Consider the following 26,597-nt stretch of genomic DNA (forward strand, 5'->3'; position numbering starts at 1 on the left):
GAAAAACGGCGCCCTGTGCGCCGTTTTTGCTTTTCCCTTCATTATGCCATCTGCACATGCGGCAGCACGGCGAACGATCCCGCCAGCGCCTGTTCGGCCTTGCTGGCCGGGATATTGAGTTCATTGACGTCCAGGTAGATACGCCCGTCCATGATGCGCACGGCGTACATACGCGCCATGCCCTGCACCGGCGCCACCAGGCGGCCCGAATCGAGCTCGATGATCCAGCTGTTCTTCGGCCCCATCAGGTTTTTCTCCATCAGTACACCGTGCGCCAGCGGACCGCCCAGGCCGGGCACCGTGTCGAGCAGCGCGTACATCGTGTCATCCAGGGCGCGAAACAGCGCCACGCCGGGCAAGTCCTGCCAGGCCAGGCCCCGCTGCACCATGCGCACGCCCGCCAGCGGCATGTCCTTCAGGCGGCAAATCATTTTCCATTGTTCCGACATTGCTAGCTCCCTTGAGAAAGGCACACGCCTGTCTAAGCAAGAGCGGTGCCAGTGCCGACACAGGCGCAAAGCAGCCAACATCCCGGGCAAAACCGGCCCGCGGCGCACTGCGCAAGTGCACACTGCCGCCGAAATGGTGCGCCGGCCGCACGGTGGAGTGCCCGGCTTTCCTTTACAATGGCGGATTACTCCTCCCTATTTAGCACCTTCATGATTGTTCTTGGCGTCGAATCCTCCTGTGACGAAACCGGCCTGGCCTTGTACGACACGCAACGCGGCCTGCTGTCGCACGCCCTCTACTCGCAAGTAGCCATGCACGAGCAATATGGCGGCGTGGTGCCGGAACTGGCGTCGCGCGACCATATCCGCCGCGCCATCCCGCTGCTGGAAGAAACCCTGGCCAAGGCCGGCATCACCCTGCCCGAGATCGATGCCATCGCCTACACGCAAGGCCCGGGATTGGCCGGCGCGCTGCTGGTGGGGTCCTCCGTTGCCTGCAGCCTGGGCCTGGCCATCAACAAGCCGGTGCTCGGCATCCACCACCTGGAAGGCCATCTGCTGTCGCCGCTGCTGGCATCCGAGCCGCCGGAATTCCCCTTCATCGCCCTGCTGGTGTCGGGCGGCCATACGCAGTTGATGCGCGTCGATGGCGTGGGCCAGTACACGATGCTGGGCGAAACGCTCGATGATGCGGCTGGCGAGGCGTTCGACAAGTCGGCCAAGCTGCTGGGCCTCGGTTATCCGGGCGGCCCCGCCATTTCGCGCCTGGCCGAATTCGGCGACCCGCTGGCGTATAAACTGCCACGCCCCATGCTGCACTCGAAGGATTTCAATTTCAGTTTCTCCGGCCTGAAAACGGCCGTGCTGACGGTGGTGAAGAACCATGAAGAAAAAGTCATCGCCAATATCTGCGAGCAGGACAAGGCGAATATCGCGCGCGGCTTCGTCGACGCCATCGTCGACGTGCTGACGGCCAAATGCGTGTCGGCCCTCAAGCACACGGGTTTGAAACGCCTGGTGATCGCCGGCGGCGTGGGCGCCAACGCACAACTGCGCGCTTCGCTCAATGCGGCCGCCGCCAAGAAACGCTTCAAGGTGTATTACCCGGAGCTGGAATTCTGTACCGATAACGGCGCCATGATCGCCTTCGCGGGCGCCATGCGCCTGCAAATCAATCCCGACGCCGCCAAGCGCGATTACTCGTTCAACGTGCGCCCGCGCTGGCCGCTGGACGAGATCCGCGAAGTCTGATCACTCCAGCAGGAAGTTGCGCGCGCCCGCCAGGGCCGCGCCCTCCGCCACCGTCTCATCCTTCAATTCCACGCCCGACAACTGCCGACTGAACGCCTGCGACAGCAGATAGTGCAGCCGGTACGCCGCCTGCGCATACGCCAGCCCCTCGGGGCGCACGTTCGAGATGCAGTTGCGGCGCTCGTCCCGCAAACCCACTGTCGGCGCCCACGTCAGGTACAGGCCCAGGCTGTCCGGGGAACTCAGGCCCGGCCGCTCGCCGATCAACACCAGCACAGCCTTCGCCTGCAGCAATTGCCCCACCTCGTCGCCGATGGCCACCCTTCCCTGCGCCACGATATGTACCGGCGACAGCGTCCACGCTTCCAGCACCAGCCGTTCGCGCAAGGCGGCCAGGAACGGCGCCGCGTGGCGCTGCACGGCCAGCGCAGACAGGCCATCAGCTGCCACCAGCGCCAGGTCGATGCCCGTAGCAGCGGCGGCCAGCCGCGCGCATGAAACGTCATCGAGCCGGCGCCCCAGGTCTGGCCGCTGCAGATATTCGGCGCGCGTGGCGGCGGCGCTATGCAGCTGCACGCAGTCTTGCCCCTGCGCGGCCAAGGCGCGTGCCAGGGCCTCGCCGTCAAGCGCCAGGTGCACAGCGTCACGCGCCCGCGCGTGGGCCAGCTGGAACGCCAGCTGCGCGCTGGTCGGCACGCTCACGCCGCGGCATCCCAACGCGATGCGCGCCGCCGTATGCGCGCGCAGCGCTTGCCACGGATTGTTCCCGTCCATGCCTACCTCCTAGGTGTCCAGGCGCAGCAGGGCCGCCTGGAAGGCCGGCGCCGGTACCGCACTCAGGCGGCCCTGCGCATCGGTGATCTGCATGCGCGCCAACCAGGCCTCGAATTCGGGCGCAGGACGCAAGCCCAGCACGCGGCGCGCATACAGGGCGTCGTGGAACGAGGTGCTCTGGTAGCCAAGCATGATGTCGTCCGCGCCCGGCACGCCCATGATGAAATTGCAGCCAGCCACGCCCAGCATGGTCAGCAAAGCGTCCATGTCGTCCTGGTCCGCTTCCGCATGGTTGGTGTAGCACACGTCGCAGCCCATGGGCAGCCCCAGCAGCTTGGCGCAGAAATGGTCTTCCAGCCCAGCGCGCATGATCTGCTTGCCGTCGTACAGGTATTCAGGGCCGATGAAACCCACCACCGAATTGACCAGCAGCGGTTGATACGCGCGCGCCACCGCATACGCGCGCGCTTCGCACGTCTGCTGGTCCATGCCGTGGTGCGCGCCGGCCGACAGGGCGCTGCCCTGCCCCGTCTCGAAATACATGACGTTGTTGCCCACCGTGCCGCGCCCCAGCGACAGGGCCGCCGCCTGTCCCTCGGCCAGCAGCGCCAGGTCGATGCCGAAGCTGCGGTTGGCCGCCTGCGTGCCCGCCACCGACTGGAACACCAGGTCGACGGGCGCGCCGCGGCGTATCGCCTCGAGGGTATTGGTGATGTGCGTGAGCACGCACGACTGGGTGGGAATCTGGTACTGGCCAATGACGGCGTCGAGCAGGTGCAGCAGCGAGACCACCTGCGCCACATTGTCGGTGGCGGGATTGATGCCGATCACGGCGTCGCCGCTGCCCAGCAGCAGGCCATCGAGGATGGAGGCGGCAATCCCCGTGGCGTCGTCCGTCGGGTGGTTCGGCTGCAGCCGCGTGGACAAACGGCTCGCCAGGCCCAGGGTATTGCGCAAGGCCGTGACGACCTTGCACTTGCGGGCCACCAGCACCAGGTCCTGCAGGCGCATCAGCTTCGAGACGGCCGCCGCCATTTCCGGCGTGATGCCGGCGGCGACGCGGGCCAGCGTTTGCGTATCCGTCGCATCATCGAGCAGCCAGTCGCGGAAATCGCCCACGCACAGGTGAGAGATAGGCGCAAAGGCGGCGCGCGCATGCGAGTCGATGATCAGGCGCGTGACTTCATCGTCTTCATACGGCACCAGCGCCTCGTTGAGGAACAGCGATAGCGGAACGTCCGCCAGCGCCAGCTGCGCCGCCACCCGCTCCCGCGCGCTGGCCGCCGCCACACCGGCCAGCACGTCACCCGAACGGGGCGGCGTGGCCTTCGCCAGCAGCTCCTTCAGGCTGGCGAACGCATAGGTATGGCTGTCTATCGTATGGCTGAAGCGGGGCATAGCTTGTGCTCCAAGGCATCTCCAATGCCCCATTCTACGCCAGGCTACAGGCTGCGCAGCGCCCCTTCCAGCTGCGGATGGCGGAAGACAAAGCCGTCAGCCAGCATCCGGCGCGGTGCGACCCGCTGGCCTTCCACCAGCAAGTCCGCCTGCTCGCCCAGCAAGGCGCGCATGACGAAGGCCGGCGTGGGCATGAAGCTTGGGCGGTGCAGCACCGCACCCGCCACCTGGGCGAAGCGGCGCTGCTCGATGGCTTCCGGCGCGCAGAAGTTGTAGGCGCCGCCCACTGCCTGTGCTTCGCTGCGGCGCGCCAGGTGGGCGATGCCGCGGATGACGTCGCGCACATGCACCCACGTGACCCACTGCTTGCCGCTGCCCAGCGGGCCGCCAACGCCGAAGCGGATCGGCAAGAGCATCTGCGGCAGCGAACCCTGGTGACCGAAGACGAGGCCGAAGCGCATGCAGCCCACCTGCACGCCGTAGCGCTCCGCCTGGTGCGCGGCCGCTTCCCATTCCTGGCATAGCTGCGACATGAAGATGGCTTGCGGCGCGCTGTCTTCAGCCAATTCCGTCGCGTCGCCCTGCGGCTGCACGCCGTAATAGCCGATGGCCGATGCCGACAGCAGCACCCGTGGCTTGTGTTGCGCGCGGGCGATCCACGCTACCAGGTCCTGCGTCAGCGCCACGCGGCTGCGGCGCAAGGTCGCTTTGCGCGCGTCCGTCCAGCGCTTCCCGACAATGCGTGCACCGGCCAGGTTGACCACCATGTCGATGCCTTGCGCATCCGCCAAGTCGTCCAGCGACCGGATGCAGCGCACCTGGCCGTCGAACGTCCACGCGGCCTGTTTCGGCTGGCGCGTCAGCACCGTCACCGCATGGCCGTCGGCCAGCAAGGCGCTGACCAACTGCTGGCCGATGAAACCCGTGGCGCCCGTCACCAGCACGGACTGCGGCGCGGCAGCAAAGCGCAGGCGCTCCTCTTGCTCTTGCTTCTCCTGCACCTTGCGCCGGCCCAGCTGCCACACGGCATACGCGTCGCGCAGGCCGGACAAGCCCACGCCCACGCCGCACAGGGCGAGGAAGACGCTGAGCCAGCCATACGGCTGCCACACGAGGGCCGTCGGCAAGCTCGCCCACTCGCTGCTGTTCAATGCCAGCAGCGCGATGAAGGCGCCCGCGTTGATCGCCAGCACCGTATGCGTGACCCGCTCGGTGGCGGGCAAGAGGCGGGTCTGGTCTTCCACAACGAAGTCCCATAGGGTCAGCACGATTTCCACGCCAAACACGATCACCAGGACCCAGGCCCAGGCGCCATGCCACTCCCACGCCGCCAGGCCCACGAACAGCAGGCTGTAGATCAGGGCGCGGGTCGCGTGGATGGTCAATTCGAGGCGTGCCGACGCCTTTTGCGGCAGCGCCTCCGTGATTTCATGGTGATAGATGGTGTCGAAGGCGCCCAGGCAGCCTTGCGCCGCCATCAGTTGCAGGGCCAGCAAATGCGTATTCATGGTGTCTCCTTGTGATGCTCCGGTGCGGCGGATTCGCGGAACACGCCCACTTGCGTAAACGTGGTGCCGAACAGGGCGTGGCAGATCTCTATGCGGATATTGAACTGCTGCGGCGTCTCGTTGCGGTGGCACAGATAGGTCTTGCCGGGCGTGAGCACGCCGGGCAGCGGCATCCGCCAGCCGAAAATATCCCAAAAATAACCGTCGCTGGTGAAGTGCAGGTTGCCATCCTCGACATGCAGTACCAGCTTCATGCCCAGGCCCATGCCGACGTATTCGAGCACTTCCCCCTTCGCGCTTTCAGCCATGTAGGAGGTGAAGCGGATCGGCGCGCGACCATGCAGGCGATAGGTGCGCTGCTTGAAGATGAAGGGGCAGCCAGGACGCGAATAGACTTCGATATCGACGGGGAAGTCGTGGTCGTCGTACGGAATCAGGGCGCCATCGATGAAGGGGCGCGTCAGCCATCCCAGCACCTTGCCCAGGCGCGAACTGGTCAGTTCACTGAGCGCACCCCGGTAGTACAGGGGCTGGCCCGGCGCGGGATTTTTCTCGAAGCGGCGGCGGATATCCGGATGCAGGGTGAGCCACTGTTCGCCCATCACCTTCTTGAACAGTTCTCCTTCAGAGGGGCCGTTCATGATTTTCCGCGCTTGCCAGGTTTTTCTTCCGGGCTGAGGAACTTGGCCACTTTGCCGCCCATCGACAGCATGCGCTGCAGGGTCGCCGGCGGCAGGTTCTTGTAATCGCTGTAGGTGCTGCTGAGCATTTCCAGGAAAGCCAGCACTTCGCCCATGCGCTCCAGGGTGGCCGGTGGAATGGCCGCATCGTGCTCGCCCTCGATCGCGCATTCGCGCAGCACCGTCAGGGTGGGATCGATCTCGCGCCGCTTGCGCTCTTCCATGATGACCCGGAAGATTTCCCACACATCCTGCAGAGCGACGAAGTGGTCGCGCCGGTCTCCCATCACGTGCGTGATGCGCGCCAGGCCCCAGCTTTGCAATTCCTTCAGGCTGTTGCTGACGTTCGAGCGGGCCACGTTCAGGCTGGCCGCGATATCTTCCGCCGTCAGCGGTTCGTTGGCAAGGAACAGCAGCGCGTGAATTTGCGCCACCGTGCGGTTGACGCCCCAGCGGGTACCCATTTCCCCCCAATGGAGTATGTACTTTTGCGTGGTGGGACTCAGCTCCATGATTTTCTCTTATTTCTGTCGTTACAGAAATGTAAGATGGAACGGAAACCGAGTCAAGCACGATTCGTCAGGTGTGAGCGGGTGGCTGGCCCATGGCGCGCAGGAACGCTTGCTGCGAGGCGTGCAGCTGGCCGTAACCGAGTTCGCGGTACACGAGGCCGTGGCGCGGCGCCAGTTCAGCCAGGATGCGCGCCAGCGCCGGGTAGTGGCGGTGGTTCCAGGTGGGGAACAAATGGTGCGTCAGGTGCAGATTCAAGCCGCCGAGCCAGTAGCCTAGCCAGCGCAGGCGGCGCGGTTTCGGCGTCCAGTCGCACGCCGTATAAAACGTGTGCTGGTACCAGTCGTGCGGCAGGGTACCGTCTTGCCCCGGCTGGAAAAACTCTACTTCAGCCCAGTGCGTGCCGAGGATCAGCGCCACCAGTGCGCACGAGGCGATCATCTGGCCCACGAAATACGCACCCAGCACCACGCCCCAGCCCATGCCGTGCTGCTGCAGCACCCACATGGGCAGCGCCAGCACCAGCGCCACGTGGCCCAGTTTCCAGCCCAGGAACGACAGCCAGCCGCGCCAGCCCTGCAGGCGGCTGTGCGCGGCCACGGGCGTCTTGCCGAAGCGATCGAGCCAGTCGCCATACCAGTTCAAATACGGCAGCGACAGGGCCGCCACCACGGGCCAGTACAGGTATTGATAGCGGTACTGGGGCGACCAGCTTTGGTACGGCGTCTGGCGCAGGAAGGGATTCGGTTCCGTGTCGAGGTCATAGCCCTCCACGTTGGCATACGTGTGATGAAAATGCACGTGGCGGATGGTCCAGAAATCCGTATCCACGCCCACGGGCAAGCCCACCAGGCGGATCAGGATGCGGTTCCAGGCTCCCTGGCGGAAAACGGCGCTGTGGGCCGCATCGTGCAAGGTGTTCATGGCCAGCGCCATGGCCACGACCAGGCAAGCCACATAGCTGACGACAAACGGCCAGGTGCTGTCGGCGTTCAAGGCCAGCGCATACAGCCCCACCGTCAGCGTGGCCAGGAAGATGGTTTTCGCATGCAGCCGCGCGTCGCCAAAGCGGTGCTTTCCTTCATCCGCCAGATAGGCGTCGGCGCGCGTGCGCAGTTCGCGGCGGAAGGCGGAATCGCGCGCGGGCCGGAAGCGCAGCGGCGGCAAAGGAGGGACAGGCGTCACGCGCGCGTCCTGGCCGCCGCAGGCCACCACAGGCGGCGCGCGCCGTCCAGGCCATGCGCCAGCAGCGCGGCCAGGAAGACCATGCCCCACACATCGCGCGCGCCATACCAGCCCAGATACAGGGCCGGCATGGCCAGGGCGATGGCGACCCAGGCGACGGCGCCCCAACGGCGCGCATCCGACAGGCCGCCCAGCGCCAGGGTGCCGCCAAAAATCAGCGCGAACAGGATGGCTTGCTGCGCGCCCGCCAGCGCCGCTTCATGGTTGACGTAATAGATCACCAGGCCAAACAAGATCACGCCGCCGCTGCCGATGAACACTTCGGGCACCTCGAAAGTGCCGCGCGACCGCCAGTGGGGGAAGCGTGCGCGCAGCCATTTGAACAGCTTTCCGTTGCTGGCCAACAGGGGGTTGTGCGTGGGCGTCATGCCCTTCACGCCATAGCGCATTTCCACGCCCTCGAGTTCGGGCTGGAAGCTGCCGAACAGCCTGTCCCACAGCAGCAGGGTGCCGCCGAAATTGCGGTTGATGTAGCGCTTGTCGGTGCCGTGGTGTACGCGATGGTGCGAAGGCGTGACCATGAATTTATCAAGGATGCCGGACTTGTTCACCAGCGCATTGTGGTTATAGAACTGCACCGTGTAATGCAGGGACGAGACGACGAGGAAGATTTCCAGCGGCACGCCCAGCACAGCCAGGATGGCGATGAAGGGAAAATTCGTCAGCGACGAATACCAGGAATTGCGCACACCCAGCGACAGGTTGAAATGCTCGCCCTGGTGGTGCACCACGTGCACGGCCCACAGCAAGGGGATTTTATGGTGCAGCCGGTGCATCCAGTAAAAACACAGGTCCCAGGCAAAAAAAGCGAACACCCATTGCGCCACCACCGGCCACTGGTCGACGATGTGCAGGTTCACATGGCGCAGCAACAGGGCGAAGGCCGCCACTTCCACACCGCGGAACACCCACATCAATATATGCCCGGAATTGAGGTTGAAGATCACGTCCTTCCACGGCACGGGTGTCTTGCGCACCCATTTCAGGATCAGCAGTTCGGCCAGCACAAAGGCCAGCATGATCAAAAACGACAGGGCAAAAGGATTCATCATGGTGCGGTTTTTATGGAAACGGCGCGGCGGGCAGCCAAGGATACCTGTATTTTGGCCAGCATGCCGCCAGCGATGCCAACAAACAGGCCGGCGGCCAGGTCGATGCTCACGTGCCGGCGCAGCGCGATGATGGCGTAGCAGATGGCCAGGCCCAGCACCACGGCCAGCGCGGAGCGCACCATGTGGCGCCTGTCGCACAAGGCCCACACGCACAGCAAGGTCAGGGCGCCGTGCAGCGAAGGCAGGCAGTTTTGCGTGGAGTCCGCCGCCTGCAGCATGCGCAGCGCCTGCGTGCTCCAGGCGCTGCCCTCACCCACAGGCGGATACGCGAGGGTGGTCGGATACAGCAGGAAGACCACGCCGCAGGCCAGGGCGGAGAGCGCCATGGCGCGCGCCAGCCAGCGCACCCTCGCCGCTTCGGCCGCCAGGTAGGCGTACGGGATCAGGATAAAGAAGGACAGGTACAGCCAGATGGCGGAGTCGCTGTAGGCAATAGCGCGGTCGATGCCCGTCTCGGGCAGCAGCACTCCCTGCCCTTGCAGCAGGTCGCTGGAAAAATACACGAGGCCGACGCTGCCCCAGCCGGCCAGCAAATGCAGCAGGCGGCGGCGTACAGTCATGGAAGAAGGGTTCATGCGGTCGCAAGGCGCCGGATGCGGCGCCGTTTCATGGTGGGGTCAAAGGGAGGCAGTTCGCCGCTCGTCGTCCAGGCCAGGCCATCGGCGGCCACGCCCAGGCCGCGCAGCACCGTTGCCAGGTGATCGCGCAGGGCGGCCAGGCCGGCGTCGTCCAGGGCCGCGTGCAGCTGCAAGGACGCGTCGCCCGATTGCAGCAGGCGGTAGTCGGCGTCCGGCGGCAAGGCTTGCGCGAACGCGCGCGTCAGCACGTCGGCAAACACGGCGACGGGGGCGCCGCCGTTCGCCGACAACATGGATGGTAGGGATGGCAAGAACAGCATGTCGTCGCAGCGCCCTTCGATGCCATCGATGGCGCGCGTGGCGCGGCCGCACGGGCATGGCGTGGCGCGCGCGATCAGGATGTCGTCCAGGCGGTAGCGCACGATGGGCTGCGTGATGCGCGTAAAGTCGGTAATCACGGGCACGAAGCGACGCTGTTCCCCATCGAGCCACTGCGGCTCGATGTGCACATATTCCTCGTTCAGGTGCAGCACACCGTGTTCGCAGCTGCTGGCGAGGAAACCCTCGGTGGCCTGGTAGATTTCATGCACGGCACCAAACGCCTGCACGATCAGCGCGCGGTCCTGGGCTTCCAGCACTTCGGCCACCGAGATGACTTTTTTCGGCGCCAGCGCCAGGCTGCCATCGATGACGCGCAAGGCCAGCTGGCGCAGCACCTGCGCCGGCGCGACGATGACGGAGGGCCGATATTGCGCCAGCTGCGCGCACAGGCTGTCGAACGGTTCGAACAGGTCGTAGAAGGCAAAGGTCAGCCACGGCGAGCGCACGGCCGTGTACAGATTGCTGTTCGCGCGCAGGAACAGCGCGACCCGTTCGCCGGAAAACAGGCCGTCGGGCAGCGCCTTGGCCAGCATCACGCCCGCCCATTGCGCCTTTTCGCGGGGGCTGACGGTAAACACGGCGCGCTGCGACGAGGTGCCCGACGACAGGCCCACCGTGATGTCACCGACGGCGGGCGTGAAGTCGCGGCTATGCTCGGCCGCCATGGCCGCATCCATCGCCTGCGCCAAAGTCACCCCCTCGGTATTCATGGTATCGAAATGTTCGAGCATCAGCGCCTTGTTCATGGTTGGCCACTGCGCCAGGGGCAAGCTGCGGTACGGCGCAAAGTAACTGCTGCGCGCACACAAGGTATCGATGAAACGGGCCAGTTGCCGCTGCTGGTAGGCGTCCAGCTGCGCGCGGTCCGCAAAACGCAGGCGGCGCGTGCGCCAGTACGCCAATAACAGCCAGAAAATACGCTTCACGGGCGGCCCGCTACGGTAATATAGTCGACCGTGTCTTCATGCGTGATACGGATCTGCGCATTGCCCGACTGGTGCAACTGGTGCAGCCGGTTCAAGGTGGCGTAGTACGGCGCGCGCTTGTGCTGGATGATGAACGACAGTTCCGATGGCCCGCGCAGCTGCTGAAAACTTTCCGGCACCCAGGCCGCGTCCGACGCCAGCAAGGTCCAGCCGCCCTCCTGCAACACGAAGGCGCCGAGATGGCCGATGGCGTGGCCGGGCAAGTCGACGATATAGATCTCGCCCGTGCCGCTGACGTCGCGCCCGTGCGTAAACGGCAGCAGGGCGGCCGGCAAGGCCGTCTCGGGCACGCTTTCGACAAAACTCAATCGATCCGACATATCGTTCGGCAGCAGCTCGGGCACGAAGGCCTGGCGCACGGCGGCCACGCCGGACAGGCTGCGCACGGCATCCCAGCCCGTTTGCGACGCCATCAGCCGCGCGCCGGGAAAGTCGCGCAGGCCGGCGATATGGTCGGCGTGGAAGTGCGACAGCAGCAAGGTGTGGATATCGCCCGGCGATACGCCATGCGCGCGCAACTGGCCCTGCAGGGATTCTTTCTCGTCAAACGAAATCGGCGTCACCCACGCATACATGCGGTACACGCCTTTCGACGTGGCGGCGCGAAAGTGCTCGGCGTAACCGGTGTCCCACAGGTACAGGCCCGCGCGCGTCTCGATCAGGTAGGCGCGCGAGGGAAAGCAGCGGCTGGCCAGCCCGCTGCCTTTCAAGACCATGCAGGAGGGATGCGTGCAGTGGCCGACGCGAAACGCGGTGATGCTAGCCATTGCGCTCCTTGCCCACCTTGTGCGCCGCCGCTTCCTGGCGCATCCACTGCGCCGTCAGGGCGATGCCTTCCTGCAGGCTGACGATGGGACGGTAGCCGAGCACCTTGCGCGCCTTGGCGTTATCGAGCGTCATGTCGAAACTGAGCGCGCCGATGCTGTAGGGCGTGAGGGAAGGCTCACGGCGCGTGAAGCGCGAGGCGAACTGCATCAGGCGGGCAAGCAGCGCCAGCACGCGATACGGCACGCTGACGATCTCGAACGGCTGCTGCAGATGCTCGCAGAACAGCGTGCGCAAGATGTCGCACAGGCGCGCCGGTTCGCCATTCGTGATGTTGAAGGCAGCGCCGGAAACGATGGTCTTGTGTACGGTGGCCAGCCACATCGCATGCACGACATTGTCGACATAAGTGATGTCGATGGTGGCCGCCCCGCCGTTGGGCAGTGGCAGCTTGCCGCCGCGCTGTTCCAGCACGCGCGCCAGGCGCGGGATCAGCACCTGGTCGTGCGGGCCGAAGATGGCGCGCGGGCGCAGGATCACGCAGGTCATGCCGCGGTGGCGGTCGACGGACTCCTGCACCAGCTTTTCCGCCATGGCCTTGCTGCGCGCATACGCGTTGACGAAGGCATCGGGGCGGAAGGTTTCCGGCACGTCGTAGCGGTTGTGGTAATCGAAATAGATGGCCGGAGTGGAGATGTGCACGAAGCGCGCCACGTGCAGGCTGGCGGCCGCGCGCAGCAGCTGGGCAGTGGCCGTGACGTTGGCGGCGATGAAGTCGCGCTCGGGGCCCCAGGGCGACGACAGCGCGGCGCAGTGCCAGACGGTGTCCATGCCGCGCACCAGCTCGTCGACCTGGCGCGGCGATGCTTGCGCCAGATCAAGCGCGACGAATTGCGCACCCATGCGTTCAAGTTCGCGGCCGACAGCAGCGTTGCGGCCCGTGGCGCGCACTTCCACGCCCTGCGCCAGCAGGGTGCGCACGGCATTGCGCCCCAGCCCGCCCGTCGCTCCCGTGACCAGTATCCGCCTCATCACACCACCTTCACAGGTCAAGAATCATGCCGCCGATGGTCAGGCCTGCGGCCGTGCCCATCATCAGCAAACGCTGGCCTGCCACGGCCCGCCCCGTCATCACCGCCTCGTGCAGGGCGGTAGGCAAGGACGCGGCCACCTGGTTGCCATGCGTTTCAAAGATCTTGATGATTTTAGCATCGGGAACGTCAAGGATGCGCGCCGCATGCGCGAGCCCCAATGGGCTGGCCTGGTGCGGCACGACCACGTCGACTTTTTCCAGTCCCGCGCCCGATTCCTGCATTAGTTCCGTGAGGAAATCCGGCATCACCTTGACGGCCAGGCGGAACACGGCCTTGCCATCCATGCGGAACAGATAGTCGCCCGGTTCGCAGCCATTGCGCGGGTTGCGCTCGGTACCGCCGCCGCGAATTTCGCAGTAGCGCCGCCCTTCCGGATACGTACCCATCTTGTAAGCGCGGATGCCGGCGCTGCCATCGCCCCGCTCGACGATGACGGCGGCGGCGCCGTCGCCAAAGATCATCGACGCTTCTGGCTCGCTCCAGTCGACGCCGCGCGAGGCGAGGTCGGACGAAACGATGGCGATGCGCCGGTAGGCGCCGCCGGCCAGCATGGACGCGGCCACGCGGAAGGCCGCCATGAAACTGAGGCAGCTGGCGTTGACGTCGAAGCTTTGCGTGCCTGGCGGCAAGCCTGCATGTTCGGCAACGAAGCAGGCCGTGTTCGGCAAGGCTTGCTCGGGCACGCCGCAGGCGCAGATCAAAAGATCGATGTCGGCCGGACGCAGGCTGGCGTTCTTCAGCGCGTCGAGCAAGGCGGCGGCGCCCAGCTGGCTTTGCGATTCATCGGGCGCAGCGACAAAGCGCGACAGCACGCCGCTCTTGCGCAGGGTGTAGCCGGCCGGATGGCCCAGTTTCAGGTCCAGGCTTGCGGAAGTCACGCTATGCGACGGCACGGCTTTGCCCGTCGCGATCAGGCGAACTGGAATCATGTTGGCCTTAAAAAAGTAAAGTAAATACGGTTTATGAATTAATCGCGTGCCAGCGGCGGCAATGCAACACCGCAGTTCTTGCAGAAATTGGCATCGTCATCGAGCCCTTCTTTCAGGCACGTGGGGCAGGTACGCGTGGTGACCAGCTTGGAACTGCGCTGTACCGTCATTTCGGCGCTGATAATGCCGGTAGGCACTGCCAGGATGCCCCAGCCGAGCAGCATCATCAGCGAAGCGATGGTGCGCCCGATGTCGGTGCGCGGCGTGATATCGCCGAAACCGACCGTGGTCATGGTGCTGATGGCCCAGTATATCGACGTGGGGATACTGCTGTAACCGTTATCCGGCCCTTCCACGACATACATCACAGTACCCAGCAGAAAGACCACCATCATGACGAAAGACAAGAAAATGAGGATCTTGCGCCGGCTGGCCAGCAAGGCCCGCCCCAGCACCGTGTATTCATGCACATAGGACGTGAGCTTGAGGATACGGAACATGCGCAGCAGGCGCAAAATGCGCACGTCGATCAGCACGTGCGCGCCTGGCAGCAGCAAGCCGATGTAGGTCGGCACGATGGCCAGCAAGTCGATAATGCCGAAAAAACTCTTGGCGTAGCGCACCGGATGCTTCAGGCACGCCAGGCGGGCAAAATATTCGATGGTAAATAAAATAGTAAAAAACCATTCCAGCGCCGTCAGCCAGGTGCCATAGCGCTCGGCCACGGAGGCGACACTGCTGAGCACGACCACCGTCACGCTGATCAGGATGGCGGCGATCAGCAGCAAATCGAAGGCGCGGCCCGTGCGCGTTTCCGCCTCGAAAATGACGGTGTACACCTGCTCGCGCCAGCCCCGCTCGGGCTTGCCATATTTTTGCTGCGTTTCCTGGGCCGCCAGCTGCTGCGGCGTCAAGGGCGCCGCTCCGCTCTTCGTCGCGGCTTTCATGTGATTAGTGTGCTCATATACTATTATTGTATAGATAATTTACAAAGCACGACGACACGCACGCTTGCACTACGACAGCTTTTTCGCCAGCAACACGGCATTGCGCCGGTCGCGCTCCGCTTGCACGATGTCCGTCGTGCGCGCTTCCGAGAGGCCCACCGTATGCAGCACGGTGGCCGTCAGTTGCAGCGCCGATTCCAGCGCCTCGGGCACGACCAGAGTGGCGCCCGCCTGTATCAGGGCCACGGCATGCGCCTCGTCGCGAGCCCGCGCATACACGGGCAGCTGCGGATATTCGCGGCGGATCGATTTCACGGCATGCAGCACGGACGCCGCATGGTCCATGGTCAGCACCACGGCGGCAGCCCGGTCCGCATTCACCTTTTGCAATAATTCCGCGCGCGACGCATCGCCAAAATACACGGGGAAACCGCGCGGATGCAGGGTCGTCACCAGCCGCGCATCATTTTCAATCGCCACATACGCGATATCCTGCTCCGTCAGCACCTTGGCCAGCAACTGCCCCACCCGGCCGAAACCGGCGATGATGACGGTGCTGCCCTGCGGCGGCAGCGCGCCATGCGCCAGGTCGGCCAGTTGATGGTGGTGGCGCTTTTCCCACCAGTTGCCGAAAGCGCGCGCCGCCTTCGCCAGCGCCGGCGTGGCGAACAGGCTCAGGCCCACCACCAGCATGACGAACTGCGCCACCGGCGGGCCGATCAGCTTGGTACCGAGTGCATACGCGACGACGATGAAGGCGAACTCGCCGCCCTGCCCCAGCAGCACGCCCGTTTCCACGGCGCGCCCCCAGTGAAAGCCGCCGATGCGGAAAATCACGCTGATGACCAGGGTCTTCAGCGCAAACAGGCTCAGCACGGCCAAGGGAATCAAAACCGGCGACTTGAGGATTTCGCGCACGTCGATCTGCATGCCCACGGACATGAAGAACAGCCCCATCAGCAAACCCTTGAAGGGCTCGATCGTTACTTCCACTTCGTGGCGAAATTCCGTCTCCGCCAGCAGCAGGCCGGCCAGCAAGGCGCCCAGCGCCATCGACAGGCCCGCCAGGTACGTCAGGCCCGCGATGCCCAGGGTGCTGAGCAGGGTCAGGGCCATGAACACGTCCGGCTGGCGTTTCTTGACGAAAAACTGGAACAGCGGGCGGATGACCCTGCGTCCCAACAGATAGATCAGCAGGATGGCGCCCGCCGATTTCACGGCCGCAAAACTGAGCAGATACGCCAGGTCGTCGCTGCGCCCGCTGGCGAAGACATCGATCAGGATGAACAGCGGCACCACCATCAAATCCTGGAACATCAAGATGGAAAAGCCCGCCTGGCCAGCTGGCGTTTGCAGGGAGCGCTGATCGGTAAGCAGCTGCATCACCACGGCCGTGGACGATAGCGACAGCACCAGACCCAGCACGATGGACGCTTCCAGCGACAGGCCAAAGTAATACACGACACTGCCGATCAGACAGGCGCTGACTGCCACCTGCCCCACGCCCGCACCAAACACCCAGCGCCGCAGCGCCCACAGCCGTTCCGTCGACAGTTCCAGTCCGATCATGAACATCAAAAACATCACGCCCAGTTCGGCCAGGCCGCTGACTTGCTCGGCACGCACGAACGAAAAATACGTCAGCCACGTGAAGTCACCGGCCCACAGGCCGAAGCCGAAGGGGCCGAACAGGGCGCCGACAGCAAGGAAGCCGAGGACCTGATTGACCTTCAGGCGTTGCAATAGCGGAATAAAAATCCCGGCCAGGGCGAGAAACAGCAGGGTTTCTCGCAAATAAGGTAAGGCGTGTTGCTCTTCCAAGATAATCCTAACTTAATAACATCAATGCTGAATTGCTAGTGTCGCATGCGCGGCCATGGCGAAGTCAGTGCACACACAATATTTTTCCACAAAGCAATACTTACACTACTGGGTATCCGCTGGCGGCGGCGCCAGCATGTCCGCACGGGGGCGGCCCCAACCCGGCACGTAGGCGGGACACGGCCGGCTACGGAACTGTTGCAGTTCCACCGTCGTAAAGTTGGGCAACATGCCGGGATTGAAACGCACATCCGTCAGCTTGCCCGCATTCAAGCTGGGCATGCGGGCAAAGCGGAACCAGGCGTCGACATAGCAATTGTCCGACTGCAAGGCGCGCAAGGTCGCCAGGCTGCCCGCCACCTGGGCGGACACAGCAATGCCGGGCGCCAGCTGCTGCCCTTGCTTGCCCGTTTCGGCCAGCCCGGCCGGGCAGGCGGCGGGCGCCAGCGACCCGGGCAGCAGGCTCAGGGTGCCGCGCCGCAAGGTGTACACGTCCGTCTTGCTGTCGAGCGATACATAGATCCAGCACAGGGGATTGCTGGGAAACGCCGTCATCGCCACATCCCACACACGCGTGCCGGGGTCTAGGCGCTGCACGGCCGCCTCGATGCGGCTACGGCCGATGGCCGAGGCCATGCCCTGCGTGCCAATAAAAGTGGCAGCCAGCGCGAAGGCCAGCAGCAGCGGTCCGCGCCCCCGCTCGCCGGCACGCCCCTGCAGCACGGCCAGGATCACGCCCAGCCCCAGCAGAATCGCCAGCGAGGCGGGCGCCAGATAGGTTTTATGGGTGAAGAAGCACAGGGCCGCCGCCAAGGCCGCCAGCAGCACGCTTTTGACGATGCCGTAGTGCAAGGACATAATCACGGGCACGCCCAGCAAGACCCAGAACATGGGCTCGACAATGAAGACCATGTCGCCATACAGCCAGCGGCTGTTGAAGGGATAGAACGGGTGCAAGCCATAGGAATTGAGGAAATCCATGCCCATGTGCAAGCAGAATCCCAGCAGCAAACAAGCCGCCAGGCCCAGCCGGGCGGGCACGCTGCTTTTCAGCAGCCGGCGCGCGCCAGGCCACAGCAGCCACAGCAAAGCCAGCAACAGCAGCGCTTGCGGCAAGGCCAGCAGCAAGGTGTGCGTATGGCCACGGTGGTGCAACATGTAGCCGAACGGGCGCGGCAGCAAGCGGGTGAGTACCAGGTCCAGATCGGGCGCGTTGCTGGCAAACCAGGCGGTAAACAGAAACAGCGCGCGCCGGGTGCGCTGGGCAGGGGCTTGCGGCTCGGGCGGCAGGCTGCGGTGTACCAGTTCGCCGACCCCGAGGCCGATGACCGAATGCGTAATATTATCCATCGGGCAATTTTACAGGATGGCCGCCCCGGCGTGCTCTTGTGCTACAGCTTCTCCAGCTGCTCGCCGCGCATGCCCACCAGCAAGGCACGGCCATCGGGCAGCACGCGGAACTCGCCATAACGGGCCTTTTCCCAGCGCGCCGCCTCGCCTTCCTTGAAGAACCAGGCATCGCTGACCAGTACCCAGCGCCCATCCTTCGGCGTCAGTTCGAGCAGGAATTCCCCGGGCACCAAAGCTTCTTTGGTGTACGGGCGCTGCAGCTCGGCTACCCCGCGCGCATCGCGCGTGGCCACCACGAGGGGCCGGCCAGGCGCCCTGTCCACGCTGGCCAAAGTGGAGAGGACGCCCAGGTTGACGAAATTGAGGCGCATGTAATCACCCTGCATCAGCGAGCGGGGATCGACGGGTTCCAGCGCCACGTAGATCACTTCTCCTTTGGCGATCAGCTGCTCTTTTTGCCAGATGCCGCCGTTGGCGACCAGCAACACCAGCAGCAAGCCCCCCAGCACACCCAGGCGCGCGGCGCGGCGTTCGGTGGCCACGCCCGCCGGTTTGCTTTCCACCAGGTGCAGCACGGCGCCACGCATGGCCAGCCACGACAGGGCGCACAGCACGGCGCCGGCCACGGCCAGCAGCGCCGCCTTGCTGGCCAGCGGCCAGGCCAGCTGGTAATAAAAGCTGCCGAGTATCCACGCTGCCGCCAGCGCGGCCGCCACGGCCACGCGCGAGCGCCCGCTCGTCAAACAATACGCGAGGATCAGCAGCACGGGACCGAGCGCCGGCATGAACCACGCCAGCACGATCAGCACCAGCCCCACGCCGATGGCGGGCAACTGGCGCAACGCCGGCCAGCGCCATCCCGTCCAGGCGGCGGCTGCCGTGGCCAGCACGAGCGACACCCCATTCAACGCCTGCGCATACCAGGCCCCGGCCTGGTGCCGGGTCACTTCGCGCGCCACGTCGCCGGCAAAACCATTGCCCAGCGCGCCGCCCAGCATGAAGGTCATGCCGGACCAGAAGACCAGACCCAGCAAAATTGCCAAGACCCACCCCGTCGACAGCGATTCCAGGAAGGCGGCGATGGGCGCGCCACGGCCATCGTCGAAGGCCTGCTTCTGCAGCCAGTGGGCGCCCAGCCAGAGGGCCAGGGCCAGCATCCAGGCCAGATACAGTTCCGTGGGGTCGTTCTCGAAAATCCAGTCGCGCGTGCTGTCGACGATGCCCAGCCCCAGCAAGCCGCAGGCGACCAGTCCCAGCAGCACACGCAGCCAGTCGCGCGGCAAGGCGGCGGCCGCCAGCAGACACGTCAGGCACAGCAGCAGGGAAGCCGTCTGCGTGGAATAGTCGCGGAACAGGGCATAGCCGAGCAAGCCGCCGCCCACCAGCAGGCAGGGCACGGCCAGTTGCTCGACAAACAGCGGCACGCCGCGCGCGCGGATCAGCAGCACGGCCGCCACCAGCACGATGGCGGCCACGACATACGCGCCAGGACCGTGGCGCACGACGCTTTCCAGGCCCACGCCTAGCGCAATCATCAGGGGAATGGCGGCCAGCCAGGCGCCGAAGGCCGTCATCAGCACCAGCGGCCACGGCCGTACATCCTGCACCGGCCGGGTGGCATCGGGCGGCAACAGGCCGGTGCGCGTGGCGTCGTCGATCAGGGTGGCGAGCGCATCGGCTCGCTGACTATTCATATTATTCATGCTGCCTCCCGGCGCGTGCGCCACAGGATGCCTTGCACGGTCAGCGCCAGCAGCACGGCAGCCAGCAAGCCCAGCATAACCAGCTTGCCGACGCCATCGCCTCCTCCACGAAGCAGCACGCGCGCCAGGCCACCCACGAGCAAGATATTCAGGCCCAGCGCGACGGCGCTCAGTCCGAACACGTCAAAGTAGCGGCGCGTGGCCAGCAAAACGCCGGCGACGGCCAGCAAGCCCAATCCTGCCCAGTACGGCGATTCGATCTCGCCGCCGAACAAGGCACTGACGGCCGTGCCCGTGATGAGGATGGTGGCCAGCACCAGCCCCAGGCGCAAGGCCCAGCTGCCTGCGCCCGTCCAGCGCGCCAGCAGGGGCGAGACGAACGCACAGGCGATCAGCACGGCCAGCCAGCCGCTGACAAAAATGCTCAGATCGGCCGAATCGATGCGCCAGCTGTGCTGCGCATGCGCCTGCATCCACAAGGTGGCGGCCGTGGCCAGCACCAACATCCACGGCGTCCACAGCACATCGCTGCGCGCCACCAGACACAGGGGCAGCGCCAGCGCGGCCCACAGGGCGAACAGCTGCCACGGATCGGCGCCTGTCTGGTAGGTCTGGCCGAAATACGCGAACAGGCCGCCGATGGCCAGCAAGGCCAGCAACAGCAAGGGCACGCGCGCCTTGGGTACGGCGAAGGCGCCCACGCAGGTAGCGGCAAACACCCCTTGCAGCAGGGCAAAGCGGCCCATGCGGCCCAGGTCTTCCCAGTTGGCGGCGACCCAGCAGATCAAGCCCATGCCCAGCAGCGCGGCGCCCAGCACGGCCACGCCGCGCGGCAGCCAGTAGGCAAGGCGCGCCGGTTCGCGCTGGAAGCCGGCCACTTCCTGCAACTGCCGGGTTTGTTGGGCATCGAGCGCATAGTCCGAGGCGAGTTGGTACACGGCGAGGCGTAAATCCATCGTCTGCTTTCTGTTTGAATTGTCAGGAAATCGGGGAAGTAAGGTCAGCGTTCAATGCTCACGCCGCGCCAGAAGGCGACGTGGCCGGCAATTTGCTTGGCGGCATCCTTGGGCTGGGGGTAATACCAGGCCGCGTTGGCATTCGTCCGGCCATCGACGACGAGGTCGTAATAGCTGGCCGTGCCCTTCCACGGGCAGATGCTCGTGTGGCTGCTGGGACGCAGATACTCCTGCGTCACCTTTGACAAAGGAAAATATACATTGTTTTCAACGACTTGCACCTGCGCATCGGTGGCTTGCGCGATGACGGCGCCATTCCAGCTGGCTGTTGGCATTTGATTATCCTCCTTCTGCGCCGAGTGTAGCGCAAAAAGTCTGCCATGGCGCGCGCCGTTGGCGCCCCGCTTAAGCGCCGGCGATGATCTGGCGCAAGGCTTGCTCGAACACTTCGGGCGGCTGGCCGCCGGAAATCAGGTGACGCTCGTTGATGATGACTGCGGGCACCGAGTTGATGCCGTTCTGCTGGTAGAACTGCTCTTGCGCGCGCACCTCGTCCGCATAGGCATGCGATGCCAGCACCTCGGCCGCTTTGACGGTGTCCAGCCCTACCTTGCCAGCCACGGCCAGCAAGACCTCGTGCGAGGACGGATCCTGGCCCTGCGTAAAATAGGCATCGAACAGCGCCATTTTCAATGCCTTCTGGCGCCCTTCCAGCGCGGCCCAGTGCAGCAAACGGTGCGCATCGAAGGTGTTGTAGATGCGGCCACGCTTGTCCATGGCAAAGGTAAAGCCCAGCTGCTCGCCGCGCGCGCGGATCGCTTCGCGCGACTGCGCCATCTGTTCCGGGGTGGAACCGTATTTGCGGGCGATGTGTTCACCGATATCCTCGCCTTCGGGCGGCATATTGGCGTTCAGTTCGAAAGGCTGGAAGTGGATGTCGGCCTGGACGGTGTCTTGCAGCTTGTCCAGCGCCTGCTCCAGCGATTTCAGGCCGACCACGCACCAGGGACAGGAAACGTCGGAAACGAAATCGATACGGACGGGAGTGGGAGTGGTGGAAACAGTCATGGTGGGCAACCTTTGCGCGAGTCGGTGGCGGCCGCACCGCGCGGCGCCGCAAGCACAGCATATGCGTGCGGGCCGCGGGAAATCAAGCGCTTACTTCTTCTTGCCAGCGGCCTTGGCCGCGTCCTTCTTGCCGCCGATCCTGCTTTCCTTGCCAGAGAGCAAGTTAGCGATGTTCTGGCTGTGGCGGTAAGCCAGCAGCACGCTCATCACGATGACGGCCAGCAAGATCGGATCGACGCCGAACAGCAAGCCATAGTAAAACGGCGCGAACAGGGCGGCCACCAGGGCGGCCAGCGAGGAATAGCGGAAGGCATAGGCGATGATCAGCCAGGTAGCCAGGGTTGCCAGGCCCAGCCATGGATTAATGCCCAGCAACACACCAAGGGCCGTGGCCACGCCCTTGCCGCCGACGAAGCGGAAGAACACGGGCCACAAATGACCGAGGAAGACGGCGATGGCCACCAGGGCCACGGCCGTGTCGCCCACGCCCAGCGTGGTGGAAAAATGGTCGGCCAGGAATACGGCCAGCCAGCCCTTGGCGCCATCGCCCAGCAGGGTCATGATGGCCGCGCCCTTGTTGCCGCTGCGCAGCACGTTGGTGGCGCCCGGATTTTTCGAGCCATAGGTGCGCGGATCGGCAATGCCGTAGGCCTTGCTCATCACCACGGCAAACGATATCGAGCCGAGCAAGTAAGCGGCCACTGTCATTGCCACGGTTGTGATTACTGGATTCATTTCTTCCCTTTATTGTGTTTATTACACCAGCATCGAGGCTGGCGCAGCAGAATATACACCAGCGCCCCGCCTACGGACAGGGCGGGGCCTGGTTTTCTTAATCTGAAACTTAATCCTGCAAGGCGCACTGCACCGGCTTGGCTTGCAACAAATCAACCAGCACCTGCGGCGCCAGCGAGACGAGAAAACCGCGCCGCCCGCCATTGATATAGATGCGGTCGAGCGCCAGGATCGATTGCTCCACATACACGGGCATGGCCTTCTTCGTGCCGAAGGGCGAGGTGCCGCCGATCATGTAGCCGGAATGACGCTGCGCCACTTCGGGCTTGCACGGCTCGACGGCCTTGCAGCCGATGGCGCGCGCCAGATTTTTGGTCGACACCTTGCAATCGCCATGCATGAGCACGATCATCGGCTTGGCCGCTTCGTCCTGCATCACCAGGGTCTTGATCACCGCGTGTTCGGGCACGCTCAGTTCGCGCGCCGAGACGCTGGTGCCGCCGTGTTCCTCGTACGGATACGGGTGCTCTTCGAAGGAAACTTGATGCTTGCGCAGCAGCTGCGTCGCCTGGGTTTCGGAAATATGCTCTTTTTTAGCCATGCGTGATACGCTGATCGTTCAGTGAGGAGTGCTAATTATGCAGGAAGAAATTCGCTTTGCCACATTCAATGTCTGCAACCTGGCTCCCGCCGGAGCGAAATTGTATGACAACCTGGAACCGTTGAGCCTGGCGCAATACGAAGCCAAGGCCGAGTGGACGGCGCGGCAAATCGACCTGCTCGACGCCGACGTGATAGGTTTCCAGGAAATTTTCTCGCAAGCGGCCTTGCGCGACGTGCTGTCGCGCACGCGCCATTACCGCGAAGCCACCCTGGCCGGCTACGATGCGACGGATACTGGCGGACGCATGCTGCCCACGGTGGCGCTCGTGTCGCGCCTGCCGCTGGCCGGCGCTGGTGCCACCTGGGCAAATTTCCCGGCCGGCGTGACCGTATCCGCCGATGACAATGCCTGCCGCTTCGCCCGCGCGCCCCTGCATGTGCAGGTCATCTTGCCTGGCGGACAACTCACCGACGTCGTCGTCGTGCATTTGAAATCGCGCCGGCCCGACTACCGCCACGGCGACGGCAACGATGCCGCTGCCTATGCGCTAGCCAACCTGCGCTCGCTGCAGCGGCGCGGCGCGGAGGCCGTGGCCCTGCGCATGCTGGCAAGCGAACTGGGCCACAGCGGCCGTCCCCGCATCGTGCTGGGCGACTTCAACGATATCGCCAATGCCGTCACCACGTCCATCGTCATGGGGGCGGGCGCGCCGTGCGAACCAGGCATGGAAATGCGCGCGCGCCTGTACGACGCCAACGCCATCCAACTGCGCCAGGACGCCATGCGCCACGTGGGCTACACGAATATCCATGACAGCGCCTACATGACGATCGACCACATTCTCGTGTCCGAGCATTTCCACGCCGCCTCCCCGCACGCCATCGGCGTGATGCAGGAAGTAACTTATCTCAACGACCATTTGCTGCTGGGTCTACCGCACTCTTCCGACCATGGCCAGGTGCTGGCACGCATCAAGCTGCTGGGAAATATTGATTAATGCAACAACTAATGTAACAAGGTCGCCAGCGCACTGCCTTCGACTTGCGCGCTGGCATAGCGCCCCTGATATTGCTGGCAGCCCTGCGCCCGCAGATACGCCAGTTGCTGCGCCGTTTCCACCCCTTCGGCAATCACTCCCAGTTGCAGCTCACGCGCCATGGCGATGATGGCGGCGGCCACAGCCGTGTCGGACTCGCCTTCCGCCGCAGCGGGCAGGAACGAGGGATCGATTTTCAACTTGTCTACCGGATAATGGCGCAGATTGGCCAGCCGCGAATAGCCGGTGCCGAAGTCGTCGATGGCCAGCCTGGCGCCCAGCGCCCGCAGCTGCGCCAGCGCGCCCGCCAGGCGCGCGCCGCCCTTCATCAGCAAGGACTCCGTCACTTCCAGTTCCAGGCACGCGGCAGGCAAACCCGATACGCTCAAGGCTTCTTGCACACTATGCAATAAATTGTTGTGCAGGCATTGCGCCGGCGACAGATTCACGGACACGCGCCAGGCATGGCCCGCATCATGCCAGGCGCGCGCGCGCAGGCAGGCGTGGCGCAGCACCCAGTTGCCAATCGACACCATCAAGCCGCATTCCTCGGCCACGGCGATGAAGCGCTCGGGCGACAGCAGGCCCAGTTGCGGGTGGTGCCAGCGCAGCAGGGCTTCGGCACCGAGAATTTGCCCGCTAGCAACATCGAGCGCGGGCTGGAATTCCAGCACGAATTCATCGCGGCCCAGCGCGGCGCGCAAGCCTTGCTCCAGGCTGGCCCGCTCGACGATTTGCGCATTCATCTCGGCATTGAAAAACTGGAAATTGTTGCGCCCGCTTTCCTTGGCGTGGTACATGGCGATGTCGGCGTTGTGCACGAGGGTGTCGACGCTGTCGCCATCGCTGGGAAAGATGGCCACGCCGATCGAGGTCGACACGTGCAATTCGTATTCGCCCAACTGGTACACCTGCGTGACGGCATGCAGCAGGCTGGACGCCACATGGGCCACCTGGTCGATGCCGCCCACCTCGGCCAGGATGATGATGAACTCGTCGCCGCCATGGCGGCTCACCGTGTCGACGCCGCGCACGCAGCGCGCCAGGCGCCGCGCCACCTCCTTGAGCAGCAAGTCGCCCACGTGGTGGCCCATGCTGTCATTGATATACTTGAAATCGTCGAGGTCCAGGTACAAAATAGCCAGCATGCTCAACTTTCGCCGCGCGGCCGCCAGGGCCAGCGAAAGCCGGTCCAGCAGCAGCACCCGGTTCGGCAAGTCGGTAAGAAAATCGTGCTCTGCCAGGTGGCGCGTGTGCTCCTCGTTCTTCTTGCGCTCGCTGATATCGCTGAGGATGGCCAGGTAATTGCTCAATTGTCCCTGGCTGTCGCGGATGGCCGTCAGCGACAGCCAGGCCGGGTAGCGCCCGCCCCCTTTGCGCTGGCCCACGATATCGCCTTGCCAATAGCCGTTGGCATCGACCTCGTTCCACACCTGCTCGAAAAACGCCGGCGCGTCCGGCTCCATGCCGTGCGGGACGAAGGGTTTGCCCAGCATGTCGTCCGGGCTATAGCCGCTGATCTCGCTGTACGCGGGATTCACGCTGACGACGCGCTGCTGGGGGTCCATCACCACGATGGCGACACTTGCATGCTCGATGACCTGTACCGACAGGTACAAGGCTCGCTCGGCCAGTTTACGCGAGGAAATATCGCGTATCACGGCGTAACACAGACAGGTATGGTCGAGCGTGACGGAGGTGAGCAGCACTTCGCCCCAGAACAGCCGCCCCGCACACGTCTGATAGCGCCAGTCGTAGCGGCAATTACCGTCGGCGTGGGCCTGCGCCGCAAACTGCGTGCCGCGCAACGATGACAATTCGCCATCGTGCTGGCGTAAGGGCGAAAAGTCGCTGAGGCGGCGCCCCAGCAGCTGTGGCCGGTCTTCGCATTGAAACAGGGCAATGGCGGCCGGGTTGGCCTCGGCGATGTATTCGTCGCGCAGCAGCACGATGGCGTCGGCAGACTTTTCGTACAACTGACGAAAATTGTCGCCCATCCGCAACAAGGCGCCGTGCGCTGCGCCATCCTGACCGCTGGCCGTGATGTCGACATCGATGCACACCACTTGCCGCACGCGCCCGGACTGCATAACAGGGAACACGGTGGAACAGATGCAGCGCGGCGCGGCGCCATCGGCGTCCAGCTTCCACAACCGTGCGCTGCACGCCTTGCCGCTCGCCCACACGGCCGCCAGTTCGCCAGCAAGCTGCTCGGCCACGTTGGCGGCGCCTGGCAGCGCGGCGGCTACCCTGGCCCATGGCTGGCCCAGCGCCAGCTCGGCCGTCACGCCATACAGGCGCGCCGCACCAAAGCTCCAATAGCGCACGATGCCATCGCGGTCGATGCCGCGCACGGCCAGGCCCGGTGCCTGTTCGACGGCGGCAACAATGATGGTCAGCAAGTCCAGCGCCTTGCCGGCCGGCCCGGCCGGCGGTTCAGCAGCGGCCAGCAAACGGCCCGGCGACGGCGCGGCTCCGGTAATCCGATCAGACATCAGCCCCCCGTGACGCGGCCGCACGGCAACCGGCAGGCGAATGGCCTGTCCGGTGGCGCAACCATCCCGACCATTCTTGCGCGCCGGCGAATCGGCTTCTTGAGGATGCGCAAGCATCGTGACGTGCGCGGCGTCCATGCTGGCAGTTGTCTTTGGTCGCCGTTTTTTGCATTCCAGCCCCGATTTTGTGCAATCTGTCGCACGGCGATGGCGGCCGGACTT

General features: G+C 64.6%; 25 protein-coding genes. 2 read left to right on the plus strand and 23 right to left on the minus strand.

Annotated features, from left to right (window positions below; translation table 11 throughout):
- Positions 1 to 41: 41 nt before the first annotated feature.
- The gene (locus ACQ4WY_RS10060) at positions 42 to 449 is read right to left on the minus strand and encodes a Rieske (2Fe-2S) protein (RefSeq protein ID WP_436503861.1); all 408 of its coding nucleotides are present in this window, start codon (positions 447 to 449) and stop codon (positions 42 to 44) included.
- A 210-nt stretch (positions 450 to 659) separates the two neighbouring features.
- On the opposite strand from ACQ4WY_RS10060, the gene tsaD reads away from it, so the two are divergent.
- The gene (gene tsaD, locus ACQ4WY_RS10065; RefSeq protein ID WP_436503862.1) at positions 660 to 1,700 is read left to right on the plus strand and encodes a tRNA (adenosine(37)-N6)-threonylcarbamoyltransferase complex transferase subunit TsaD; all 1,041 of its coding nucleotides are present in this window, start codon (positions 660 to 662) and stop codon (positions 1,698 to 1,700) included.
- On the opposite strand, the gene eutC is transcribed toward tsaD, so the two are convergent.
- From eutC to ybaK, 21 genes are all read right to left on the minus strand, one after another.
- The gene (gene eutC / locus ACQ4WY_RS10070) at positions 1,701 to 2,474 is read right to left on the minus strand and encodes an ethanolamine ammonia-lyase subunit EutC (protein ID WP_436503863.1); all 774 of its coding nucleotides are present in this window, start codon (positions 2,472 to 2,474) and stop codon (positions 1,701 to 1,703) included.
- Between the two features lie 9 nt (positions 2,475 to 2,483).
- The gene (locus tag ACQ4WY_RS10075; RefSeq protein WP_436503864.1) at positions 2,484 to 3,872 is read right to left on the minus strand and encodes an ethanolamine ammonia-lyase subunit EutB; all 1,389 of its coding nucleotides are present in this window, start codon (positions 3,870 to 3,872) and stop codon (positions 2,484 to 2,486) included.
- A gap of 44 nt (positions 3,873 to 3,916) precedes the next feature.
- Positions 3,917 to 5,380, minus strand: a complete 1,464-nt coding sequence (locus ACQ4WY_RS10080) for a TIGR01777 family oxidoreductase (RefSeq protein WP_436503865.1) — start codon at positions 5,378 to 5,380, stop codon at positions 3,917 to 3,919.
- Positions 5,377 to 6,021 (minus strand): DUF4166 domain-containing protein, encoded by a 645-nt coding sequence (locus ACQ4WY_RS10085; protein ID WP_436503866.1) that lies wholly within the window; start codon positions 6,019 to 6,021, stop codon positions 5,377 to 5,379. Before ACQ4WY_RS10085 ends, ACQ4WY_RS10080 begins: the two co-directional genes overlap by 4 nt.
- Complete coding sequence (locus tag ACQ4WY_RS10090; protein WP_219132852.1) at positions 6,018 to 6,572, minus strand: GbsR/MarR family transcriptional regulator; 555 nt, start codon at positions 6,570 to 6,572, stop codon at positions 6,018 to 6,020. Before ACQ4WY_RS10090 ends, ACQ4WY_RS10085 begins: the two co-directional genes overlap by 4 nt.
- A 67-nt stretch (positions 6,573 to 6,639) precedes the next feature.
- Positions 6,640 to 7,755 carry a fatty acid desaturase family protein gene (locus ACQ4WY_RS10095; RefSeq protein WP_436503867.1) on the minus strand — a complete coding sequence of 372 codons (1,116 nt, stop codon included), beginning with the start codon at positions 7,753 to 7,755 and terminating at the stop codon, positions 6,640 to 6,642.
- Positions 7,752 to 8,867, minus strand: coding sequence for a sterol desaturase family protein (locus ACQ4WY_RS10100; protein WP_436503868.1), 1,116 nt, complete (start codon positions 8,865 to 8,867; stop codon positions 7,752 to 7,754). Before ACQ4WY_RS10100 ends, ACQ4WY_RS10095 begins: the two co-directional genes overlap by 4 nt.
- A complete protein-coding gene (locus ACQ4WY_RS10105; RefSeq protein WP_436503869.1) occupies positions 8,864 to 9,502 on the minus strand; it encodes a phosphatase PAP2 family protein in 639 nt (212 codons plus the stop codon). Before ACQ4WY_RS10105 ends, ACQ4WY_RS10100 begins: the two co-directional genes overlap by 4 nt.
- On the minus strand, positions 9,499 to 10,812 hold the full coding sequence (locus ACQ4WY_RS10110) for a F390 synthetase-related protein (RefSeq protein ID WP_436503870.1): 1,314 nt from the start codon (positions 10,810 to 10,812) through the stop codon (positions 9,499 to 9,501). Before ACQ4WY_RS10110 ends, ACQ4WY_RS10105 begins: the two co-directional genes overlap by 4 nt.
- Complete coding sequence (locus ACQ4WY_RS10115) at positions 10,809 to 11,639, minus strand: MBL fold metallo-hydrolase (protein WP_436503871.1); 831 nt, start codon at positions 11,637 to 11,639, stop codon at positions 10,809 to 10,811. Before ACQ4WY_RS10115 ends, ACQ4WY_RS10110 begins: the two co-directional genes overlap by 4 nt.
- Positions 11,632 to 12,669: an NAD-dependent epimerase/dehydratase family protein gene (locus ACQ4WY_RS10120; RefSeq protein ID WP_353660101.1), complete on the minus strand. Its 1,038-nt coding sequence runs from the start codon at positions 12,667 to 12,669 to the stop codon at positions 11,632 to 11,634. The genes ACQ4WY_RS10115 and ACQ4WY_RS10120 overlap by 8 nt, the downstream gene beginning before the upstream one ends.
- 10 nt (positions 12,670 to 12,679) lie before the next feature.
- Positions 12,680 to 13,660 (minus strand): 3-oxoacyl-[acyl-carrier-protein] synthase III C-terminal domain-containing protein, encoded by a 981-nt coding sequence (locus tag ACQ4WY_RS10125; RefSeq protein WP_353660100.1) that lies wholly within the window; start codon positions 13,658 to 13,660, stop codon positions 12,680 to 12,682.
- A 38-nt stretch (positions 13,661 to 13,698) separates the two neighbouring features.
- Complete coding sequence (locus ACQ4WY_RS10130; protein WP_353660099.1) at positions 13,699 to 14,607, minus strand: ion transporter; 909 nt, start codon at positions 14,605 to 14,607, stop codon at positions 13,699 to 13,701.
- A 69-nt stretch (positions 14,608 to 14,676) separates the two neighbouring features.
- Positions 14,677 to 16,428 (minus strand): cation:proton antiporter domain-containing protein, encoded by a 1,752-nt coding sequence (locus ACQ4WY_RS10135; RefSeq protein ID WP_436503872.1) that lies wholly within the window; start codon positions 16,426 to 16,428, stop codon positions 14,677 to 14,679.
- A gap of 105 nt (positions 16,429 to 16,533) precedes the next feature.
- Positions 16,534 to 17,778 (minus strand): metal-dependent hydrolase, encoded by a 1,245-nt coding sequence (locus ACQ4WY_RS10140; RefSeq protein ID WP_436503873.1) that lies wholly within the window; start codon positions 17,776 to 17,778, stop codon positions 16,534 to 16,536.
- 41 nt (positions 17,779 to 17,819) lie between these two features.
- Positions 17,820 to 19,472, minus strand: a complete 1,653-nt coding sequence (locus ACQ4WY_RS10145) for a GDYXXLXY domain-containing protein (RefSeq protein WP_436503874.1) — start codon at positions 19,470 to 19,472, stop codon at positions 17,820 to 17,822.
- A 5-nt stretch (positions 19,473 to 19,477) separates the two neighbouring features.
- A complete protein-coding gene (locus ACQ4WY_RS10150) occupies positions 19,478 to 20,437 on the minus strand; it encodes a DUF2157 domain-containing protein (protein WP_436503875.1) in 960 nt (319 codons plus the stop codon).
- 44 nt (positions 20,438 to 20,481) lie between these two features.
- On the minus strand, positions 20,482 to 20,772 hold the full coding sequence (locus tag ACQ4WY_RS10155; RefSeq protein WP_436503876.1) for a DUF427 domain-containing protein: 291 nt from the start codon (positions 20,770 to 20,772) through the stop codon (positions 20,482 to 20,484).
- A 70-nt stretch (positions 20,773 to 20,842) separates the two neighbouring features.
- Positions 20,843 to 21,505 carry a DsbA family oxidoreductase gene (locus ACQ4WY_RS10160; protein WP_436503877.1) on the minus strand — a complete coding sequence of 221 codons (663 nt, stop codon included), beginning with the start codon at positions 21,503 to 21,505 and terminating at the stop codon, positions 20,843 to 20,845.
- Positions 21,506 to 21,595: 90 nt separating this feature from the next.
- On the minus strand, positions 21,596 to 22,240 hold the full coding sequence (gene plsY, locus ACQ4WY_RS10165) for a glycerol-3-phosphate 1-O-acyltransferase PlsY (protein WP_436503878.1): 645 nt from the start codon (positions 22,238 to 22,240) through the stop codon (positions 21,596 to 21,598).
- 109 nt (positions 22,241 to 22,349) lie between these two features.
- Positions 22,350 to 22,841, minus strand: a complete 492-nt coding sequence (ybaK, locus tag ACQ4WY_RS10170; RefSeq protein WP_436503879.1) for a Cys-tRNA(Pro) deacylase — start codon at positions 22,839 to 22,841, stop codon at positions 22,350 to 22,352.
- A 37-nt stretch (positions 22,842 to 22,878) separates the two neighbouring features.
- On the opposite strand from ybaK, the gene ACQ4WY_RS10175 reads away from it, so the two are divergent.
- Positions 22,879 to 23,841, plus strand: coding sequence for an endonuclease/exonuclease/phosphatase family protein (locus tag ACQ4WY_RS10175; RefSeq protein ID WP_436503880.1), 963 nt, complete (start codon positions 22,879 to 22,881; stop codon positions 23,839 to 23,841).
- An 8-nt stretch (positions 23,842 to 23,849) separates the two neighbouring features.
- On the opposite strand, the gene ACQ4WY_RS10180 is transcribed toward ACQ4WY_RS10175, so the two are convergent.
- On the minus strand, positions 23,850 to 26,375 hold the full coding sequence (locus ACQ4WY_RS10180; protein WP_436503881.1) for a sensor domain-containing protein: 2,526 nt from the start codon (positions 26,373 to 26,375) through the stop codon (positions 23,850 to 23,852).
- Positions 26,376 to 26,597 lie beyond the last annotated feature (222 nt).

It is taken from the genome of Janthinobacterium salmonicoloratum (genome assembly GCF_051380845.1).
Lineage (GTDB): Bacteria > Pseudomonadota > Gammaproteobacteria > Burkholderiales > Burkholderiaceae_D > Janthinobacterium > Janthinobacterium lividum_F.

Coding starts and splice junctions, on each gene's coding strand:
- ACQ4WY_RS10105 (WP_436503869.1), bottom strand. CDS start 9,502: ATGAACCCTTCTTCCATGACTGTACGCCGCCGCCTGCTGCATTTGCTG.
- ACQ4WY_RS10150 (WP_436503875.1), bottom strand. CDS start 20,437: ATGGATTTACGCCTCGCCGTGTACCAACTCGCCTCGGACTATGCGCTC.
- plsY (WP_436503878.1), bottom strand. CDS start 22,240: ATGAATCCAGTAATCACAACCGTGGCAATGACAGTGGCCGCTTACTTG.
- ACQ4WY_RS10180 (WP_436503881.1), bottom strand. CDS start 26,375: ATGTCTGATCGGATTACCGGAGCCGCGCCGTCGCCGGGCCGTTTGCTG.
- ACQ4WY_RS10060 (WP_436503861.1), bottom strand. CDS start 449: ATGTCGGAACAATGGAAAATGATTTGCCGCCTGAAGGACATGCCGCTG.
- ACQ4WY_RS10120 (WP_353660101.1), bottom strand. CDS start 12,669: ATGAGGCGGATACTGGTCACGGGAGCGACGGGCGGGCTGGGGCGCAAT.
- ACQ4WY_RS10075 (WP_436503864.1), bottom strand. CDS start 3,872: ATGCCCCGCTTCAGCCATACGATAGACAGCCATACCTATGCGTTCGCC.
- eutC (WP_436503863.1), bottom strand. CDS start 2,474: ATGGACGGGAACAATCCGTGGCAAGCGCTGCGCGCGCATACGGCGGCG.
- ACQ4WY_RS10155 (WP_436503876.1), bottom strand. CDS start 20,772: ATGCCAACAGCCAGCTGGAATGGCGCCGTCATCGCGCAAGCCACCGAT.
- ACQ4WY_RS10175 (WP_436503880.1), top strand. CDS start 22,879: ATGCAGGAAGAAATTCGCTTTGCCACATTCAATGTCTGCAACCTGGCT.
- ACQ4WY_RS10100 (WP_436503868.1), bottom strand. CDS start 8,867: ATGATGAATCCTTTTGCCCTGTCGTTTTTGATCATGCTGGCCTTTGTG.
- ACQ4WY_RS10080 (WP_436503865.1), bottom strand. CDS start 5,380: ATGAATACGCATTTGCTGGCCCTGCAACTGATGGCGGCGCAAGGCTGC.
- ACQ4WY_RS10090 (WP_219132852.1), bottom strand. CDS start 6,572: ATGGAGCTGAGTCCCACCACGCAAAAGTACATACTCCATTGGGGGGAA.
- ACQ4WY_RS10145 (WP_436503874.1), bottom strand. CDS start 19,472: ATGAATAGTCAGCGAGCCGATGCGCTCGCCACCCTGATCGACGACGCC.
- ACQ4WY_RS10085 (WP_436503866.1), bottom strand. CDS start 6,021: ATGAACGGCCCCTCTGAAGGAGAACTGTTCAAGAAGGTGATGGGCGAA.
- ACQ4WY_RS10130 (WP_353660099.1), bottom strand. CDS start 14,607: ATGAAAGCCGCGACGAAGAGCGGAGCGGCGCCCTTGACGCCGCAGCAG.
- ACQ4WY_RS10140 (WP_436503873.1), bottom strand. CDS start 17,778: ATGGATAATATTACGCATTCGGTCATCGGCCTCGGGGTCGGCGAACTG.
- ybaK (WP_436503879.1), bottom strand. CDS start 22,841: ATGGCTAAAAAAGAGCATATTTCCGAAACCCAGGCGACGCAGCTGCTG.
- ACQ4WY_RS10160 (WP_436503877.1), bottom strand. CDS start 21,505: ATGACTGTTTCCACCACTCCCACTCCCGTCCGTATCGATTTCGTTTCC.
- ACQ4WY_RS10115 (WP_436503871.1), bottom strand. CDS start 11,639: ATGGCTAGCATCACCGCGTTTCGCGTCGGCCACTGCACGCATCCCTCC.
- ACQ4WY_RS10125 (WP_353660100.1), bottom strand. CDS start 13,660: ATGATTCCAGTTCGCCTGATCGCGACGGGCAAAGCCGTGCCGTCGCAT.
- tsaD (WP_436503862.1), top strand. CDS start 660: ATGATTGTTCTTGGCGTCGAATCCTCCTGTGACGAAACCGGCCTGGCC.